Origin of the sequence: Methylobacterium sp. Leaf466, from assembly GCF_001425565.1 — a bacterium.
In the GTDB taxonomy this organism is placed as follows: Bacteria; Pseudomonadota; Alphaproteobacteria; order Rhizobiales; family Beijerinckiaceae; genus Methylobacterium.
The window spans coordinates 261,678-279,515 of the sequence record NZ_LMRC01000001.1; the positions used below are offsets into that span (position 1 = coordinate 261,678).

Consider the following 17,838-nt stretch of genomic DNA (forward strand, 5'->3'; position numbering starts at 1 on the left):
GAAGATATTCGTTACTTGTTCATTCTACCACAGGCGGGCATCCTTGCTCGCCGGAACGGCGAAAGGCCTTTCGACGCCCTTACGCTGGACTTGTGCTGCGACAGCTGCGACACCCGTCGCAAATTGCGACGGGTGTCGCAGCTGGAGCCCGAACGGCGCGAGCGATGGAAGAATCCCCGTCCGTGACCGCGGAAACGCTGATGGCCGCACGGCGGTCGCTCGTCGGCGATCGTCGCCCGTCGGAACCGGTCCTGCGTTCGTGGCTGCGCTGTGCCGAAGCCGGGCTCGACAGCGCCGTGCGCCCTACCCTCGAGCCGATGCCCGACCATGCCTTGCGCCAGGTTGTGGAACGCAGTTTCGACCTGCGCCGGCTATGCCGGCCTGAGGTCGAGGCCCTGCATGCCGAGGCCGTCGCCGGCGGCGGGATCGTGGTCCTCGCCGATCCCGACGGAATCATTCTCGACAGTCTCGGCAGCACGGATTTCGCCGCCCGTGCGGTGCAGGTCGCCCTGCGCCCCGGCGTGCCGTGGTCGGAATCGTCCACGGGCACCAATGCCATCGGCGCGGCCCTGATCGAGCGCCAGGCCGTATCGGTGCACGGCGTGGAGCATTACTTCGAGGGCCACCGCATCCTGAGCTGCGCCGCCATGCCGATCCTCGGTCCGCGCGGCAACACGCTGGGCGTGCTCGACCTATCCGGACCGGCCTCGGCGCATCCCTCGCACGCCCTGGAGCTGCTGCGACGCGCCGTCGACGGCGTCGAGCATCGCGCCCTCACGACCGGGTTTCCCGGCTGCGAAATCCTGCGGCTTCATTCCGACCCGGCGCTCGTCGGCACGCCCCGCGAAGGCGTGCTGGTGTTCGACGACCGGCGCCTGGTGGCGGCCAACCGGCACGGGCTGAGCCTGCTCGGCCTCGACTGGGCCGGCCTCGACCACCTCGCCCTCGCCGCGCTGTTTCCCGACACCATCCGCCCCGGCGCCGGCGTGGCGATGCTGCGCGACCGGGCCGGGCGCGGATTCCACGCCCGGATCGACCGCGAGCCTCCGGCCACGCGAAGACTCTCGCGGCCTGATCTCCCGGCGGCGGCGACCGTGGTGCCCGATCCCGACATCGCGCTGTCGCCGGAGACCCGCCGGGATCTCGCGCGGGCGGTGCGCCTTCTCGATGCCGGCGTCTCGGTGTTGATCCAGGGCGAGACCGGCACCGGCAAGGAGGTGTTCGCCCGTGCCGCCCACGCCGGTAGCCGCAGGGGGGCAAAGCCCTTCGTCGCGGTGAATTGCGCCGCCCTACCCGAGAGCCTGATCGAGGCCGAATTGTTCGGCTACGAGGCGGGCGCCTTCACCGGCGCGCGCAAGGCCGGTTCCCGCGGCCTGTTGCGCGAAGCCGAGGGCGGCCTCGTCTTCCTCGACGAGATCGGCGACATGCCCCTCACCCTGCAGTCGCGCCTGCTGCGGGTGCTGCAGGAGCGGGAGGTGACGCCGGTCGGGGCGAGCCGGCCGATCCCCCTCGACGTGGCCGTGATCTGCGCGACCCACCGCCGGCTACCCGACCTCGTCGCGGCAGGTGCCTTCCGCGCCGACCTGTACTTCCGCATCGCCACCTATACCGTCGGCCTGCCGCCCCTGCGGGCCTATCCCGACCGCCCGGCCCTCGTGCGCCGGCTCTGGAGCAACCTGGGCGGCGACGTCGTCCTCGACGAGGGCTGCGAGGCGGCGCTCGCGGCCTGCGACTGGCCCGGCAACTTCCGCCAGCTCGTGGGTACCCTGCGCGCCCTGCGCGCCCTGGCGGACCCCGGAGAGACGCTGACCCGCGACGCCCTGCCCGCCGACCTGAAGCGACAGGCCGAAGCGCCTGCTCCCGCCGCTCCCGGGCAGCTCGACGGTATCGCCTTGGAGGCCATGCGCGCGGCCCTGGCGGCCTGTGGCGGCAACGTCTCGCAGGCCGCCCGTCGTCTCGGGATCAGCCGCAGCACGCTCTATCGGCGCTGCCTCTCGGCGAGCGGTGAGGCTGTCCCGAGGGGGTGAAGCGCGCGTGAGACCAGACGGTCCACGGACCGGCGGATCGCCTGGGGGCCGATGCGCGGTCGTTCTGAGGTGGCAAGGCCGGCTGGAGAAGACCGGAAAGCCGCAGCACGAGCCGAACCTCCTGTGCGCGGGCGCACCCGGCCGTGCAGGGCCGGGACATAGATGCATCCGTCAGGCGATCGACCGAATTGATGGATGGACCGGCGTGGCATCGCTTCGCCGGCGCCTCGACCTTTTCGCCTCGAAGAACCGCCGCGCCAGGGGAAGACCCGCCGCGCAAGGATTGCCCCCAAAGGATCGCCCCCATCGTGACCGTCATCGCGGCCCGGCCCGAACGCGGGGCCTCGCTCCAGAGCGAACCTGTCGCGACGTCGCCCGAGATGCGGGCGATCGTCGAGGCATCCGCGCCCGAACGCACGCGGCCCGAGTGGAGGGGCCCGGGCTTCGGCGAATTCGTCGGCATCGTCGCGCTGATGATGGCGGTGACCGCGATCTCCATCGACAACCTGCTGCCGGCCTTTCCCGCCATGCAGTCGCACTTCGGCCTGTCAGACCCCAACCGGCTGCAACTCTTGATCTACGTCTACATGATCGGGTTCGGTGTGGCGCAACTGGCCTACGGGCCGCTCTCGGACACCTACGGGCGCCGGCCGATCCTCCTCGGGAGCCTGGTCATCTACGTGGCCGGCTGCGGCCTCGCCATGGTGGCGCCGACCTTCGAATGGCTGCTCGCCGCCCGCGTCGTCCAGGGTATCGGTGCGGCCGGGGGGCGGGTGCTCTCGAGCGCCATCGTGCGCGACCGCTTCACGGGCCGCGAGATGGCCAGCGTGATGTCGCTGATCATGATGGTGTTCCTGATCGTGCCGATGATCGCCCCCGCCATCGGCGGCGCCATGCTCCTGCTCGGCTCGTGGCACTACGTCTTCGTCTCGATGCTGGCGCTGGCCGGCATCCTGGCGCTGTGGTTCTCGATGCGGATGCCCGAGACGCTGCATCCGCAGCACCGCCGCCCGTTCTCCCTGACCGCGGTGGTCGAGGCCGTGCGGCTGACCCTGCGTACCCGCGTCGCGGTGGGCTACGCCACGGCGCTCGGCCTGCTCACCGGCTGCATCATGGGCTACGTCGGCTCGGCCCAGCAGGTGTTCGACACCGGGCTCTATCACCTCGGCGGGCTGTTCCCCCTCGCCTTCGGGCTGGTGGCCGGCGCGATGGGAGCGGCGACGCTGGTCAATGCCCGCATCGTCAGGCGTCTGGGCATGCGCACCCTGTCGCATGCCGGCCTCGGCCTGTTCGTGGCCGTGGCCGTGGTCCAGGTGCTGCTCGGCCTCGCCTACCAGGGCAGGCCACCGCTCGGCCTGTTCCTGGCCGTCTTGAGCGCCAACCAGTTCCTCATCAGCTTCGCGATGCCGAACTTCAATGCGCTCGCGCTGCAGCCCCTCGGCGAGATCGCCGGCACCGCCTCGTCGGTCCTGGGGTTCTACACGACGCTGCTGGGTGCCATGTGCGGCTTCGTGATCGGCCAGGCCTTCGATGGCAGCGTCCTGCCGATCGGCATCGGTTATGCGGTGCTCGGCGGCCTCGCCCTGGCGGTGGTGGCCTGGACCGAGCGCGGCCGGCTGTTTCGCGGGGGCGTCGCGGGCTGATCCTTAACGCGGTCTTCAAGGAAACCGTCGATCCTGCGGCCGCTCGAAAAACCCCGACGGAGACGCCACGTGACCGGTCGCAGCCACAACCTCCTGCTGCTCGCCTCGCGGCTGCTGCTGGCCGCCGCCCTGCTGCCGACCGGGGTGGCACGGGCCCTCAACGTCTCGGGTTTCGCCCTGACGCTGGCCGGGGCCGGGGTGCCGATGCCCAACGGCGTCGCCACGGCCGCCGTGATCGTCCAGGTGTTCGGGCCGCTGGCGATCGTCCTCGGCGTTCTGCCGGCGATCAGCGGCGTGGCGCTGGCGGCCTTCGCGGCGGCGATGGCGGTGCTCCTGCATCCGTTCTGGCAGTTCTCGGGCGCCAACTTCCTCACCGAACGCGCCCTGTTTCTGGCCGACCTCGGTCTCGCGGGCGGCTTCCTCCTCTATGCCCTCGCCGGTCCGGGAGGGTGGAGTTGGCAGGGCTGGCGCCGTCGCGAGTCGGGCGAATCGCGTCCCGCCGCCCGGGCGGTGCCGGCCAAGGCCGCCGGGCGCGGAACCCGGGCGCCGTCGAGCGGCCGAAAGCCCGCGAGAGCCGCCGCCTGAGTCAGGCGCGGTCGCGAGCGGGACGCTGGCCCGAGACCTCGGATCCCGCATCCGCCGACAGGCGCCGGAACGACAGGAACGAGGTCGCCGAGATCAGCGCGACCGTGACGAAGGCCGGCCAGAAGTCAGCCGCCGCGATCGCGGTGCGTCCGTCCCGTCCGGCCGCCGCCTCCAGGGCCAGCGCTCCGATGGAGACGCCGAGGCTCAGGGACAGCTGCTGGGCGACGCTGGCGAGACTGGTGGCCGCGCTCATGTCGCGGTTGTCGAGATCGGCGTAGGCCAGGGCGTTGACGCAGGTGAACTGCAGCGACCGCACGCAGCCGCCCACGAGAAGAACGGCGACGATGACGCCGTGCGGCGTCTGCGCCGTGAACAGCCCATTCACCGCGAGGAAGGCAGAGGCGAGGATCGCGTTCACCAGCATGACCCGGCGAAAGCCGTAGGCCCGCAGGATACGCGGGCCGATGAGCTTGATCAGGAGCGCACCGGCCGCCGCCGCGAAGGTGAGCAGGCCCGATTGCAGGGCATCGAGGCCGAACCCGATCTGGAACAGAAGCGGCAGCAGGAACGGAATCGCCCCGGTGCCGATCCGGAACAGGCTGCCCCCGGTCACCGCCGCGCGGAAGGTCGAATGGCGCAGGAGGTCGAGGCGGATCACCGGATGGGCGACCCGGCGCGAATGGCGCAGGTAGAGCGCCAGCAGGACGACGCCGGCACCGAGGCAGCCCCAGGACACGCCCTCCGGCAAGAGGTGCCGGCCGCTCGAGGCGATGCCGAGCATGAGCGTGGCGAGGCCCAATCCCGAGAGCAGGAAACCGACGACGTCGAGGGGCGGACGCTCGGGCTCCTTCAGGTTCTCGAAGTAGAGGCTCGCGAGCACGATCCCGGCGATGCCGATCGGGATGTTGATGAAGAAGATCCAGCGCCAGTCGAGGCTTGTGGTGATGAGCCCGCCCAGCGGCGGCCCCATGATCGGGCCGATCAGCGCGGGGATGGTGAGGTAGGCGAGCGCGCTGACGAGTTCGTTCTTGGGCACGCTGCGCAGGATCACGAGGCGCCCCACCGGCACCATCATCGCCCCGCCGAGCCCTTGCAGGAACCGCGCGGCCACGAACTGGGACAGGGAGTTCGATGCGGCGCAGGCCAGCGAACCGGCCATGAACACCAGGAGGGCCGCCCGGAAGATGGTGCGCGCGCCGTAGCGGTCGGCCATCCAGCCGCTGATCGGGATGAAGATCGCGAGACTGACGAGGTAGGCGGTGAGCGCCAGCTTCAGGGCGATCGGGTCCTCCCCGAGGCTCGCGGCGATAGCCGGCAGTGCCGTGGCGATCACCGTCGAATCGGTGTTCTCCATGAACAGGGCGGTGGCGACGACAAGGGGGACGATCTGGGAATTTCGCATCGGACGGTGGGAAGCGGCTTTCGCGGAGGCAGGGACGCCGGTGTCGCGGGATCGACGCCGGACGGGGGGATCTCCTAACGCAAAACGGGGCTTTCACGGTTGCCCTGGATGACCGCGGGCGACCGGACGTGCGGGGGCATGGCGTTGCCCGATGGACACAGCCGCGCGCTAGGAGGGCCGGGGTGGGGTCGGGTCACCTTCCCGCGCAAGCTTGGCGTGGATAGATTGTGGAAAGACGCGACGTGGCCGTCCGGTCGTTGCCCTGCGCCATGGCGCATTGCACCCGCTGACACCACGAAGCGACCTTGAGTCCGGCGAAAGTATGTGGATGTTGCGAAGGTTCGAAGGCCGTGGGCGATGGGCGAAGGCCGCGGCCGGTATCGGCGTGACGGCGCTGCTTGCCGGATGCGGCACCATCCTCCTCAACGAGACCGGATCGTTGACGCGCTACGACCGACTCGAGGCGAGTTCGGAATCGACCACCCGTGCCAGGCTCTACGTCGACACCGCGGCGCTGGCCGAGGCCCGCACCGTCCGCATCATTCCCGCCGAGTTTCCCGTTTCCGTCGCGGGGCCGGACATCGACGACGTCGAACGCCGCCTGATCGCCAATGCCGCCGACCGGGCGCTCTGCTACGAGCTCTCGCTGCGCTACGACGTGGTCTCCACCCGGAAGGCCGACCTCACCGTGCGTGCGGTGGTCACACGCTTTGCCAGCACCAACGTCCCGGCGGCCGGGACCACCATCGCCACCTCGGCGGGGATCAGCGTCGCCTCGCAGCTCGGCGTCGGTTTCGCAACCTCCGTGGGACGCGTGCCGATTCCGCGCATCCCGATCGGCCTGGGCAGCCTCACCGTGGAGGCCGAGGCGCTCGATCGGCGCAACCAGCAGCGCGCCGCCATGGTCTGGGGCGGGGCCGCCAACGCCTTCACCAACCAGGCCCGGTTCTCGCCCGCCAGCGACGCCTACGATCTGGCCGGCGAGTTCGGCCAGGACTTCGGCGGTTTCCTCGCCACCGGCGTCGATCCGTTCAAGGCGCCCTACGCGATCCCGAACCTCAACCGCATCCGCGTCACCGTGCTCGGCGAACGCCCCCTCGATCCCGATTGCGAGCGGTTCGGTCGTGCCCCGGGCATCGACGGCATCATCGGCGACTATCTCGGCCTACCGCCCGACTGGACCGACAAGGGCGCACGGCCCTTCGTCGATTGACGGTGATGCAGCGGTCGAAGCATGGGTGCCCTGCGAGGGCATCTTTCCTGTGCCGTCGCGACATTCGGAGCTTTGCGCTGCCGCAGGCGCCATGATATCGCCCCGTGCCAACTCATTCACGCCGACCCGCCCGCGCGGGGCGGCGTCGCTCACCCTTTTGGGAGTTGGTTCATGGCCCGCATCACAGCAGACTCGATCACCGAGGGCCTGACCTTCGACGACGTGCTTCTGCGCCCCGCCGCCTCATCGGTGATGCCGACGGAGGTCAGCGTCGCGTCCCGCCTGACGCGGGCGATCTACCTCAACCTGCCGATCCTGGCCTCGGCCATGGACACCGTCACCGAGGCGCCGATGGCCATCGCCATGGCCCAGAACGGCGGCATGGGCGTGATCCACCGCAACCTCGAGCCGCACGAGCAGGCCGAGCAGGTCCGCCTCGTCAAGAAATACGAGTCGGGCATGGTGCTCAACCCCATCACCATCCACCCCGACGAGACCCTGGCCGACGCCTTCTCCCTGATGAAGCGCAACCGCATCTCCGGCATCCCGGTGGTGGAGCGCGGCCCCAACGGCTCGCGCGGCAAACTCGTCGGCATCCTCACCAACCGCGACGTGCGCTTCGCCACCAACCCGTCCGAGACGGTGGCCGAGCTGATGACCCGCGACCGTCTCATCACAGTGCGCGAGGGGGTGAACCAGGACGAGGCCAAGCGCCTGCTCCACCAGTTCCGGATCGAGAAGCTGCTCGTCGTTGACGATCACTACCGCTGCATCGGCCTCATCACCGTCAAGGACATCGAGAAGCAGGTCGCCTACCCGGGCGCGGTCAAGGACGAGCAGGGCCGCCTGCGGGTGGCCGCCGCCACCACCACAGGCGACAACGGTTTCGAGCGGGCGGAACGCCTGATCGATGCCGGCTGCGACGTGATCGTGGTCGACACCGCACACGGCCACTCGATCAAGGTGCTCGACGCCGTGCGCCGGGTGAAGCAGCTCTCCAACACCGTGCAGATCGTGGCCGGCAACGTCGCCACCCGCGACGGGGCACAGGCGCTGATCGATGCTGGCGCCGACGCGATCAAGGTCGGCATCGGGCCGGGCTCGATCTGCACAACCCGCATCGTCGCCGGTGTCGGCGTGCCCCAGCTCACCGCCCTGATGGAGGCAGTGGAGGCCGCCGACCGCGCCGACGTGCCGGTGATCGCCGACGGTGGCATCAAATATTCCGGCGATCTCGCCAAGGCGATCGCGGCGGGCGCCTCCGTCGCCATGCTCGGCTCGCTGCTCGCCGGCACCGACGAGGCCCCGGGCGAGGTGTTCCTGCACCAGGGCCGCTCCTACAAGAGCTACCGCGGCATGGGATCGGTGGGCGCCATGGCGCGCGGTTCCGCCGATCGCTACTTCCAGGCCGAGGTCAGCGACACCCACAAGCTCGTGCCGGAGGGTATCGAGGGCCAGGTGCCCTACAAGGGCCCCGTGGCGGCGGTGCTGCACCAGCTCGCCGGCGGCCTGCGCGCCGCGATGGGCTATGTCGGCGCGCCGACGATCCCCGAGTTCCAGGACAAGGCCCAGTTCGTGCGCATCACCAACGCCGGCTTGCGCGAGAGCCACGTCCACGACGTGACGATCACCCGCGAGAGCCCGAACTATCCCGGACGGGCGTGATGCGGTCATGACCATCCAGGCCGTCCTCGCCCCCGTCTTCGTTCAGGTCGCGCTGATCTTCGCCCTGCTGCTGTGGATGGGGCGCGTCCGCTTCGCGGAGGTCAGGGCCGGCACGGTCGAGGCCGGAGACGTCGGTCTCGGCCAGCGCAACTGGCCGGCCCGTGCGCAGCAGGCCGCCAACGCGTTCTCGAACCAGTTCGAGCTCCCGGTGCTGTTCTTGGTGCTGGTGCCGCTCGCGATTCTCACGAAGAAGGCGGACCTCCTGTTCGTGGTGCTGTCGTGGGTGTTCGTGGCGACCCGCGTCGTCCATGCGGGCGTCTACATCACCACGAACCACATCCCTCACCGCTTCCGCGCCTATCTGGCGGGTTTCGTGGCGCTGGCGGCCATGTGGATCGTCTTCGCCGTCCGAATCGTCCTGGCGCCTGCCGGAATCTGAGCGCCCGGCCTGGAACACCGCGCGCCTTCTCCGATAAGGAGGGCCCAGTCAGGGTCTTGTCGGAAAGCCTCCCATGCGCGTGCTCGTTGTCGGCGCCGGTGCCACCGGTGGATATTTCGGAGCGCGCCTGGCCGAGGCGGGCCGCGACGTCACCTTCCTGGTCCGGCCGCGCCGAGCGGAAGTCCTGGCGGCCGACGGCCTCGTCGTGAAGAGCCCGGTGGGCGACATCCATATCCCGGCGCCCAAGACCGTCATCGCGGCCGACCTCGCCGCCGGGCGGGGCGACGGTTTCGACCTCGTCCTCCTGAGCTGCAAGGCCTACGATCTCGACGGCGCCATCGCCGACGTCGCGCCGGCGGTCGGAGAGGCCACCGCCGTGTTGCCGATCCTCAACGGCATGCGCCACCTCGACGCCCTCGACGCCGCATTCGGGCCGGGTCGCGTGCTCGGCGGTTCATGCGCCATCGTCTCGACGCTCGGACCGGCCGGCGAGATCCGGCAGATGAACGACCTCCATACCCTGACCTACGGCGAGCGCGACGGCTCTCGCACGCCGCGCATCCTGGCCGTCGAAGCCCTGATGGAGGGCGTGCGCTTCCAGCCGCGCCTGAGCGAGACCATCGTGCTGGAGATGTGGGAAAAATGGGTCTTCCTGGCCACGCTGGCCGGATCGACCTGCCTGATGCGCGCCACCATCGGCGATATCGTCGGCGCACCGGGCGGGCTCGCCTTCGTCAACGGGCTCTACGACGAGTGCATCGCCATCGCGTCCGCCGCCGGCCGGACCCCACGCGAGAAGCCCGTGCGCAGCGGGCGCGGCATCCTCACGGCGGAGGGCTCGGCCTTCACCGCCTCGATGCTGCGCGATATCGAGAACGGGGCCAGAATCGAGGCCGACCACATCGTCGGCGACCTGATCGCCCGGGCGGCAGATCCCGCCGCCTGCCCCCTCCTGGGGCAGGCCTATACCCATCTCAAGGCCTACGAGCGCCGCCGCGAGCGCGCGAAGGCCTGAGGCTCAGGAGCGCGGACTGCGCGGTCCGCCGTATTCGAGCTGGGTCTTGGCGTCGTAGGGCTTGGCCGGGGGCGGGGTCAGGTCCGGCGGCGGCGCGCTGGCGCAGGCGGCGAGCGCGACCAGGGCGAGGCTCGCGACGGTGAGTTTGACGACGGGCGGCAGGATGACGGACGGCATGGTGGCTTCGCAGCTCCGGATGGTCACAGGCAAAAACGGCCCCGCGTCCGATCGCGGTTCGCACCGGACACCAGGACGGCCTATGCTGGGCTTTGGGCGTAAGCGTGGCCGTATCGCGGCAGACGACGCCGTTTCGAGGATCGACCGCTGACCCCACCCGCCCGCCTGTCCGCCGCCATCGACATCCTGGCGGATATCGCCGACCGCCGCCGCCCTGCCGCCGACGCCCTCAAGGATTGGGGGCTCGGCCACCGTTTCGCCGGCTCCGGCGACCGGGCCGCCATCGCCAGCCTCGTCTACGACGCCCTGCGCCGGCGCGCCTCGGCCGCCTGGATCATGGGGGCGGACACGCCGCGCGCCGTCGTCGCCGGCATGCTGCGGCTTCAGTACGGGCTCGCCGAACCGATCATCGCCGGCCTGTTCTCGGGTGAGCGTTTCGCCCCCCCTCCCCTGACGACGGACGAGCGCCGGGCCCTCACCGAAGGTTCGTTGGCCGAGGCCCCTCCGGCCATCGCCGGCGACGTGCCGGAGTGGGTGCTGCCGGCCCTCACGGACGTGTTCGGCGACGCGCTCCACGACGAATTGCGGGCGCTCGGCCGACGTGCGCCACTCGATATCAGGATCAACACGCTTCAGCGCAGCCGCGGGGAGGCGCTGGCGGGTCTTTCGCATCTGGCCGCCCAGCCGACACCGCATGCCCCCCACGGCCTGCGCATCCCGCTGGGCGAGGACGGGCGCGGGCCGGCCCTCCACGTGGAGCCTGAGTTTCTCGACGGCTGGTACGAGATCCAGGACGAAGGCTCGCAGCTCGCCGGGCTCCTCTGTGGCGCCAGGGCCGGCGAGACGGTGGTCGATCTGTGTGCCGGCGGCGGCGGCAAGACCCTGGCGCTGGCCGCCGCCATGGGCAATGCCGGCCGGCTCATCGCCAGCGACGACGATCCCCGCCGGCTCGCCCCGATCCACGAGCGCCTGCGCCGCTCCGGCGCCGTCGCCGAGGTGAGGACGCCGCGCGCCGGGCGCGCCCGCGCCGACGTCCTCGGCGACCTCGACGGTGAGGTCGACCGCGTACTCGTGGATGCGCCTTGCACCGGCTCGGGCACCTGGCGGCGCAATCCGGACGCCAAGTGGCGCGTCAGGCCCGGCGCCCTGGCCGCCCGCCTCCAGGACCAGGCCGGCGTCCTCGACCGGGCGGCGCGGCTGGTACGGCCGGGCGGGCGCATCACCTACGTGACCTGCTCGCTGTTCCCGGCCGAGAACGACGGCGCCATCGCCGGCTTCCTCGGGCGACACGACGACGCCTTCGCCATCGTCCCCGCCGCCGGCATCGTCGGGGACGCGCTTCGTCCTGCCGTCAGGCTGACGACTTTCGGGCTTCAGATGAGCCCGGGCCTGACGGGAACAGACGGCTTCTACGTCGCCACCCTCGAGCGGGTGCGCTGATGCGGGAGGTGCGGCGCGGAGACTCCCGGCCCCCCGAGCGTCCGCTCCCGTGCCTTTCATCCGCCCATCCGACATCGCGCGAACCCGCATGAGGCTCGCCCGTCGCGACGTCATCACCGGCCTGGCCGCGGCCCTGTCGACGACCCGGGAAGCGCAGGCTCAGGCGCCGTCCCCCGTCCCACCGCGATCGGGCGTCCTGGCCTCCCCCGGTGCCGACCTCGAGATCCTCGACCTCTGGCCCGGCCCGCCCCCCGGCGGCGGCGGCCCCGTTGCCGCCGACGGACGCTTCGACGAGACCCGCGAGGGCGTGATCACCAACGTGACCCGCCCCTGCCTCCTGGTGATGCGGGCGGCCAGACCCAACGGCGCGGCGATGCTGGTGGCCGCCGGCGGCGGCTACCGCCGCATCGACATCGGCAACGAGGGTGTTCCCGTGGCCAATTGGCTGGCCGCCTCCGGCGTCACCGCGTTCGTCCTGATCTACCGGCTGCCGGGCGAGGGCTGGGCGGCGGGGCCGGTCGCGCCGATCCAGGACGTGCAGCGGGCCCTGCGCTTCGTGCGGTCCGAGGCTTCCCGCTTTGCCGTCGACCCGCAGCGGATCGGCGTGCTCGGCTTCTCGGCGGGCGGCCACCTGATGGGAGAGGCCGCGGTCCGCTCGGCGGATGCCCTCTACGCCGCCGTGGATGCGCGGGACGACGTTTCGCCCCGGCCCGATCTGGCCGGCCTCATCTACCCGGTCATCACCCTGAGGCCGCCCTTCGACCGCACCTCGACGCGCCGCGTCCTCGTCGGCGAGTCCCCAACATTGGAAGAGGCTGCGGCGCATTCCGTCGACAGCCACGTGCGCGAGCGTGGTCCGCCGATCTTCCTGTCCCAATCGGCCGACGACCCGATCGCGGTCGTCGACAACTCCCTCGTGATGTTCTCGGCCCTGCGCCGCGCCCTCGTCCCCGTCGAACTGCACCTGTTCGAACGGGGCGGCCACGGCTACGGCCTCGGCGTGCCGGGCTCGCCGGCGGCGGCCTGGCCGGGGCTGTTCCTCACCTGGATGCGCCGACGCGGATTCTTACGCGCGTGAGGATGTGGAATCGCGCGACACAGGCCGCCGACGCCCCCTGCCGCACGCGTTACGCCCATGTCGAGGAGACCCGATGGACCCGCAGACAGGCATCGTGATGCTGGGGGCCGCCGCCGGCGGCTTCGTCCAGGGCCTGTCGGGAACCTCGTTCGGGCTCGTGACGATGGCGGTCTGGGCGTGGTCCCTCGATCCGGTGCTGACCGGGCCCCTGGTGGTGTTCGGCTCGCTGATCGGCCAGCTCCTCTCGCTCGGGGCGATCCGGCGGAGTCTCGATCCGAAGCGCCTCCTGCCCTTCGTGGCGGGCGGCATCCTCGGCGTCCCCATCGGCGTCGCCCTGTTGCAGGTGGTCGACCCGCGCCATTTCAAGCTCGCCATCGGCATCCTCCTGGCGGTCTGGTGCCCGATCATGCTGTTTGCGCGGGACCTGCCCCGCATCGCCTGGGGCGGTCGCATCGCGGACAGTGCGGTGGGTGTCGTCGGCGGCATCATGGGTGGCCTCGGCGGCCTCACCGGGCCGGCTCCGACGCTCTGGGCGACCCTGCGCGGTTGGGACCGCGACACGCAGCGCGGTGTCTTCCAGGGGTTCAACCTGGTGATGCACGCCGTCACCCTGACGACCTACGTCGCGGTCGATGCCGTGCCGGCCGAGGCCTTCGCGCTGTTCCCGGCCGTCGCCCTCGCCGTACTGTGTCCCGCCCTCGTGGGTGCCCGGCTCTACCGCCGCTTCAGCGAGGAGACCTTTCGCACCGTGATCCTGTCGCTCCTGACCGCCTCGGGCTTCGTTCTGATCGCGACGACCCTCCCGACGTTGCGATAAGGGGCTATGCAGACGAGCGGACAACGAAGACCATGACGCCATCGATCTTTCGGCGGCCTGTCTCGTTGTTCGTGCGCACCGGGCGGCCGCCGGCCGGCCGCAGACAGATTTGAAGGACAACGCCGTTGAGTATCGGGCTGATCGCAATCATCGACGACGTGGTGGCGCTGGCCAAGGTCGCCGCCGCCTCCCTGGACGACGTCGCCGCGCAATCGGCCAAGGCCGGGACCAAGGCGCTGGGCATCGTCATCGACGACGCCGCCGTCACGCCGCGCTACGTCGTCGGCTTCGCCGCCGCCCGCGAGGTGCCGATCGTCGGCCGGATCGCGATGGGATCGCTGAAGAACAAGTTCCTGTTCCTGCTTCCCGGCGCCCTGGCGCTGAGCTTCTTCGCGCCCTGGGCGATCACGCCCCTGCTCATGCTCGGCGGCATCTACCTCTGCTACGAGGGCGCGGAGAAGGTGCTGCACGCCGTCATGCCGCATCAGGCCGAACGCCACGAGACGGCGATCGGCGCCTCCAAGGAGGACGCCAAGGCCCAGGAGGACCAGCGCGTCCGCAGCGCCATCCAGACCGATTTCATCCTCTCGGCCGAGGTCATGGCCCTGACGCTCGCCTCCCTCGGCACGACGTCCGTGACGATGCAGGCGACCATCCTCGCCGTCGTGGCGCTGGGCGTGACCCTCCTCGTCTACGGGTTCGTGGCCCTCATCGTGAAGGCCGACGACGCCGGGATGGCGCTGGCCGTGAACGACCGTCCGGCCTCGAGCCTGCTCGGCCTGCGGACCGTTCCGGTCACGGCCGCTCCCTCGGGAGCCGATCGCGGCCTGGCGCCGATCACCCGAGGGTTCGGGCGCGGCCTCGTGGTCGCCATGCCGTATTTCCTCACCGTCCTCGCCATCGTGGGCACGGCGGCGATGCTCTGGGTCGGCGGCGGCATCATCCTGCACGGCCTCGAGGACTACGGCGTGAAGGGGCCGAGCCACATCGTCCACGCGGCGGCCCTGTGGGCGGCGGGCCTGGTCCCGGCCATGGCCGCGGTCGTGGAATGGCTCGTCACGGCCGCCCTGTCGGGGGTGCTCGGGCTCGCCATCGGGGCGGCGACGATCCCGGTCGCCCAGTACCTGATCGTGCCGGTGGCCGCTAAGGTGATGGGGCTGTTCAAGTCCAAGGCCGCGCCGGAGACGCCGTCGCGGCGGGTGTCGGACTCCGCCTGAGGGACATCCGCCCGGGCCGGATCGGATGGCCCCGTGGTGACGGGACCATCCTCGTCATGGGTGGGGCGCCGTCATTCGGGACGGCGCCGCATCGATTAGAAGCACTGGCGCTTGCGCACCACCGTGACGCGGCCGAGCGGCCCGCGACGCTTGGTAATCACCGTCTTGCAGCGGGGACCACGCACCACGGTGCGCCGCACGACCCGGGCCTGTTCGATGGCATTGTCCGGCGCGAACCCGGTGCCGACGCTCAAGGGCGCGGCCTGGGCCGGCATGGCGAGACCGGCGAGGGCGATGGCGGCGATCCCGAGGATGGTTGCTCTCATGGACTGAGGCTCCTGTTCGTTGCTGGGGGGCGCCGTTTCGCCGACCGGGCATGAACGCCCGATTAATCCTCGGGCTCGGTCGCGCGGACGTGAGCGGGCGCGTTGCACCCGCGAGGCGCCTCGTCTAACTCCGGGTCCATGAATACCGACCACGACAAGATCCTCATCGTCGACTTCGGCTCCCAGGTGACGCAGCTCATCGCGCGGCGGGTGCGCGAGGAGGGCGTCTATTGCGAGATCGTGCCCTTCACGAAAGCGGCCGAAGCCTTCGCGGATGCGATCCCCAAGGGCGTGATCCTGTCGGGCGGGCCGGAATCGGTGACGACGGACGCCTCACCCCGCACGCCGCAGGTCATCTTCGATTCGGGCGTGCCGGTGTTCGGAATCTGCTACGGCCAGCAGACCATGGCGGCCCAGCTCGGCGGCGAGGTCGAGGCCGGGCACCATGCCGAATTCGGCCGCGCCGAGATCGAGATCCTGTCGGATTGCCCCCTGTTCAAGGGCGTCTGGCACGTTGGCGAGCACTACCCCGTCTGGATGAGCCACGGCGACCGCGTCACCAAGCTGCCCGACGGCTTCACCACCGTCGCCATGTCGAAGAACGCGCCCTTCGCCGCCGTCGCGGACGAGGCGCGGAACTACTACGCGGTCCAGTTCCACCCGGAGGTGGCGCACACGCCCCACGGGGCGCTCCTGATTCGCAACTTCGTGCGCGACATCGCCGGCTGCTCGGGCGACTGGACCATGGGCGTCTACCGCGAGGAGGCGATCGCCAAGATTCGCGAGCAGGTGGGCACGGAGAAGGTCATCTGCGGCCTCTCGGGAGGCGTCGATTCCTCGGTGGCGGCGGTCCTGATCCATGAGGCCATCGGCGACCAGCTCACCTGCGTGTTCGTGGACCACGGCCTGCTGCGCATGGGCGAGGCCGAGGAGGTCGTGCGACTGTTTCGCGACCACTACAACATCCCGCTCGTGCATGTGCAGGCGCAGGACCTGTTCCTGGGCGAGCTGGAGGGCGTCAGCGACCCCGAGATCAAGCGCAAGACCATCGGGCGCCTGTTCATCGACGTGTTCGACGCCGAAGCGAAGAAGATCGGCGGCGCCCGCTTCCTCGCCCAGGGCACCCTCTACCCCGACGTGATCGAGAGCGTCTCGTTCACCGGCGGCCCCAGCGTCACCATCAAGAGCCACCACAACGTCGGCGGCCTGCCCGAGCGCATGAACATGCAGCTCGTCGAGCCCCTGCGTGAATTGTTCAAGGACGAGGTCCGGGTGCTCGGCAAGGAACTCGGGCTGCCCGAGGCCTTCGTCGGCCGCCACCCCTTCCCCGGCCCGGGGCTGGCCATCCGCTGCCCCGGCGTCATCACGGGCGAGAAGCTCGACGCCCTGCGCAAGGCCGACGCGATCTATCTCGACGAGATCCGCAAGGCCGGCCTCTACGACACCATCTGGCAGGCCTTCGCGGTGATCCTGCCGGTCAAGACGGTGGGCGTGATGGGCGACGGCCGCACCTACGACCACGTCTGTGCGCTCCGCGCGGTCACCTCCGTCGACGGCATGACGGCGGATTTCTATCCCTTCGACATGGCCTTCCTCGGCCGGGTCGCCACCCGGATCATCAACGAGGTCAAGGGCATCAACCGGGTGACCTACGACATCACCTCGAAGCCCCCCGGCACGATCGAGTGGGAATGACACTGGTTTCGGCGGATTGATCCGGGTGGGATTCCTCTTCAGGGGATCATGGATCTAGCCTCGGCATTGTCTTGCGGAGGCGGACAAGGCTCACATCGTCGACCATCCGAGCGTCGAGGAATCGGGCCGGCGGGCGCGTACGAATAAGGACGCGTGCGCGGCGCTGCACGACCAGGCGATCTGGCTTCCGGGGTCCGGGGACAGACGATGCCGGAGGTGGCCGCCGTGACCGGTTGCGTGTCGCGCTGGCTTCGGCAACGGCGTCACCAAGCCGGTCGTCGAGCGCCTGTCGGCATTGTTCGCCCGCGAGGCCGGCGCAGATCCACGACGCACCATCACCCTGCCGCTCGATGATGCCGGCTGGGACACTGAACCCGGACCGCGCGTGGAAAGGTCTGCGGTTCGCCTCCCTGCCGCCCTGCACGCCCGAATTCCAGCCGGCAAAGCACTTCTGGCGGCTCGGCGACGAACCCATCGTCAACCGGTATTTCGACCGCCTCACCGAGATCCAAGACCGCATCGAGCAACATTGCCGCGACCTCGGAGCTCAGCCAGACACCGTGAGAGCCACCACACTCGTCCGCCGGTGGCCACGGCCTGCCAGGCCGAACTCATCAACCTGAAACGGTGTCAGACGGTCTGAGCGCTGCTCCAATCCCACAGTGATGAGAGCGCAATCCGGCGTCGCTGGCGCGCTACCGCTTCGCTGGCGGTGTCGAGGGCTCTGACGAGGTGCTGCTGCCCCACGGTGAGCTACGAGATGAGTGGGAACCCGCAGGCGGACGGCCCAGCGACATCGCAGATAATCGGCGAAGGCACCGTTGGCATCGCTCCCGACGGCCAAGGTGACACCGTGTCGGCGCGTGGGTCGAGGTCGGGCGCTAAAGGACGGCTATTGACAGTGGTTTATAGCCACTTGGCGGAGGGAGCGGGATTCGAACCCGCGATACCGTTTCCGGTATACACACTTTCCAGGCGTGCGCCTTCAACCACTCGGCCACCCCTCCGGGCCCTATGCGGGATGCGACCGCCGCGTCGCAGCGGCGACGCCTCGGCATCGGGTGGCGTGCTGTACAAGGCGCGGCGCTCTGGTGCAAGG

The 17,838-nt window shown here is 70.3% G+C and carries 14 protein-coding genes, 1 tRNA gene and 1 pseudogene; 12 read left to right on the forward strand and 4 right to left on the reverse strand.

Annotation, left to right across the window (positions count from 1 at the left end):
• Positions 1-200: 200 nt before the first annotated feature.
• The 3 genes from ASG59_RS01035 (at position 201) to ASG59_RS01045 (ending at position 4,255) form a co-directional block, all read left to right on the forward strand.
• Complete coding sequence (locus ASG59_RS01035) at positions 201-2,027, forward strand: sigma-54-dependent Fis family transcriptional regulator (RefSeq protein WP_244475590.1); 1,827 nt, start codon at positions 201-203, stop codon at positions 2,025-2,027.
• Positions 2,028-2,335: 308 nt separating this feature from the next.
• Positions 2,336-3,670 (forward strand): multidrug effflux MFS transporter, encoded by a 1,335-nt coding sequence (locus tag ASG59_RS01040; RefSeq protein ID WP_244475591.1) that lies wholly within the window; start codon positions 2,336-2,338, stop codon positions 3,668-3,670.
• A 69-nt stretch (positions 3,671-3,739) separates the two neighbouring features.
• Complete coding sequence (locus tag ASG59_RS01045; protein ID WP_056406470.1) at positions 3,740-4,255, forward strand: DoxX family protein; 516 nt, start codon at positions 3,740-3,742, stop codon at positions 4,253-4,255.
• A 1-nt stretch (position 4,256) separates the two neighbouring features.
• On the opposite strand, the pseudogene ASG59_RS01050 reads toward ASG59_RS01045, so the two are convergent.
• A pseudogene (locus ASG59_RS01050) lies at positions 4,257-5,669 on the reverse strand (DHA2 family efflux MFS transporter permease subunit); the annotation flags it as partial.
• Positions 5,670-5,985: 316 nt separating this feature from the next.
• On the opposite strand from ASG59_RS01050, the gene ASG59_RS01055 reads away from it, so the two are divergent.
• From ASG59_RS01055 to panE, 4 genes are all read left to right on the forward strand, one after another.
• On the forward strand, positions 5,986-6,870 hold the full coding sequence (locus ASG59_RS01055; protein ID WP_055884716.1) for a DUF3313 domain-containing protein: 885 nt from the start codon (positions 5,986-5,988) through the stop codon (positions 6,868-6,870).
• 171 nt (positions 6,871-7,041) lie between these two features.
• A complete protein-coding gene (gene guaB / locus ASG59_RS01060) occupies positions 7,042-8,535 on the forward strand; it encodes an IMP dehydrogenase (RefSeq protein WP_056406474.1) in 1,494 nt (497 codons plus the stop codon).
• A gap of 7 nt (positions 8,536-8,542) precedes the next feature.
• A complete protein-coding gene (locus ASG59_RS01065; protein ID WP_056284836.1) occupies positions 8,543-8,974 on the forward strand; it encodes an MAPEG family protein in 432 nt (143 codons plus the stop codon).
• Positions 8,975-9,047: 73 nt separating this feature from the next.
• Complete coding sequence (panE, locus tag ASG59_RS01070; RefSeq protein ID WP_056406477.1) at positions 9,048-9,989, forward strand: 2-dehydropantoate 2-reductase; 942 nt, start codon at positions 9,048-9,050, stop codon at positions 9,987-9,989.
• A 3-nt stretch (positions 9,990-9,992) separates the two neighbouring features.
• On the opposite strand, the gene ASG59_RS20855 is transcribed toward panE, so the two are convergent.
• Positions 9,993-10,166, reverse strand: coding sequence for a hypothetical protein (locus tag ASG59_RS20855; protein ID WP_200945903.1), 174 nt, complete (start codon positions 10,164-10,166; stop codon positions 9,993-9,995).
• 147 nt (positions 10,167-10,313) lie between these two features.
• On the opposite strand from ASG59_RS20855, the gene ASG59_RS01080 reads away from it, so the two are divergent.
• From ASG59_RS01080 to ASG59_RS01095, 4 genes are all read left to right on the forward strand, one after another.
• Positions 10,314-11,606 (forward strand): RsmB/NOP family class I SAM-dependent RNA methyltransferase, encoded by a 1,293-nt coding sequence (locus tag ASG59_RS01080; protein WP_056406480.1) that lies wholly within the window; start codon positions 10,314-10,316, stop codon positions 11,604-11,606.
• A gap of 88 nt (positions 11,607-11,694) precedes the next feature.
• Entirely contained in the window at positions 11,695-12,684 is a 990-nt protein-coding gene (locus ASG59_RS01085; RefSeq protein ID WP_056406482.1) for an alpha/beta hydrolase, read from the forward strand.
• 73 nt (positions 12,685-12,757) lie between these two features.
• Complete coding sequence (locus ASG59_RS01090; RefSeq protein ID WP_055884056.1) at positions 12,758-13,501, forward strand: sulfite exporter TauE/SafE family protein; 744 nt, start codon at positions 12,758-12,760, stop codon at positions 13,499-13,501.
• Positions 13,502-13,626: 125 nt separating this feature from the next.
• Positions 13,627-14,718: a DUF808 domain-containing protein gene (locus tag ASG59_RS01095; RefSeq protein WP_055884059.1), complete on the forward strand. Its 1,092-nt coding sequence runs from the start codon at positions 13,627-13,629 to the stop codon at positions 14,716-14,718.
• A gap of 95 nt (positions 14,719-14,813) precedes the next feature.
• Here ASG59_RS01095 and ASG59_RS01100 read toward each other — a convergent pair whose 3' ends face one another.
• Positions 14,814-15,044: a hypothetical protein gene (locus ASG59_RS01100; RefSeq protein ID WP_055884062.1), complete on the reverse strand. Its 231-nt coding sequence runs from the start codon at positions 15,042-15,044 to the stop codon at positions 14,814-14,816.
• Positions 15,045-15,182: 138 nt separating this feature from the next.
• On the opposite strand from ASG59_RS01100, the gene guaA reads away from it, so the two are divergent.
• Positions 15,183-16,739: a glutamine-hydrolyzing GMP synthase gene (gene guaA / locus ASG59_RS01105; RefSeq protein WP_055884065.1), complete on the forward strand. Its 1,557-nt coding sequence runs from the start codon at positions 15,183-15,185 to the stop codon at positions 16,737-16,739.
• 917 nt (positions 16,740-17,656) lie between these two features.
• Here guaA and ASG59_RS01110 read toward each other — a convergent pair.
• A tRNA-Ser gene (locus ASG59_RS01110) sits at positions 17,657-17,746 on the reverse strand.
• Positions 17,747-17,838: the final 92 nt, after the last annotated feature.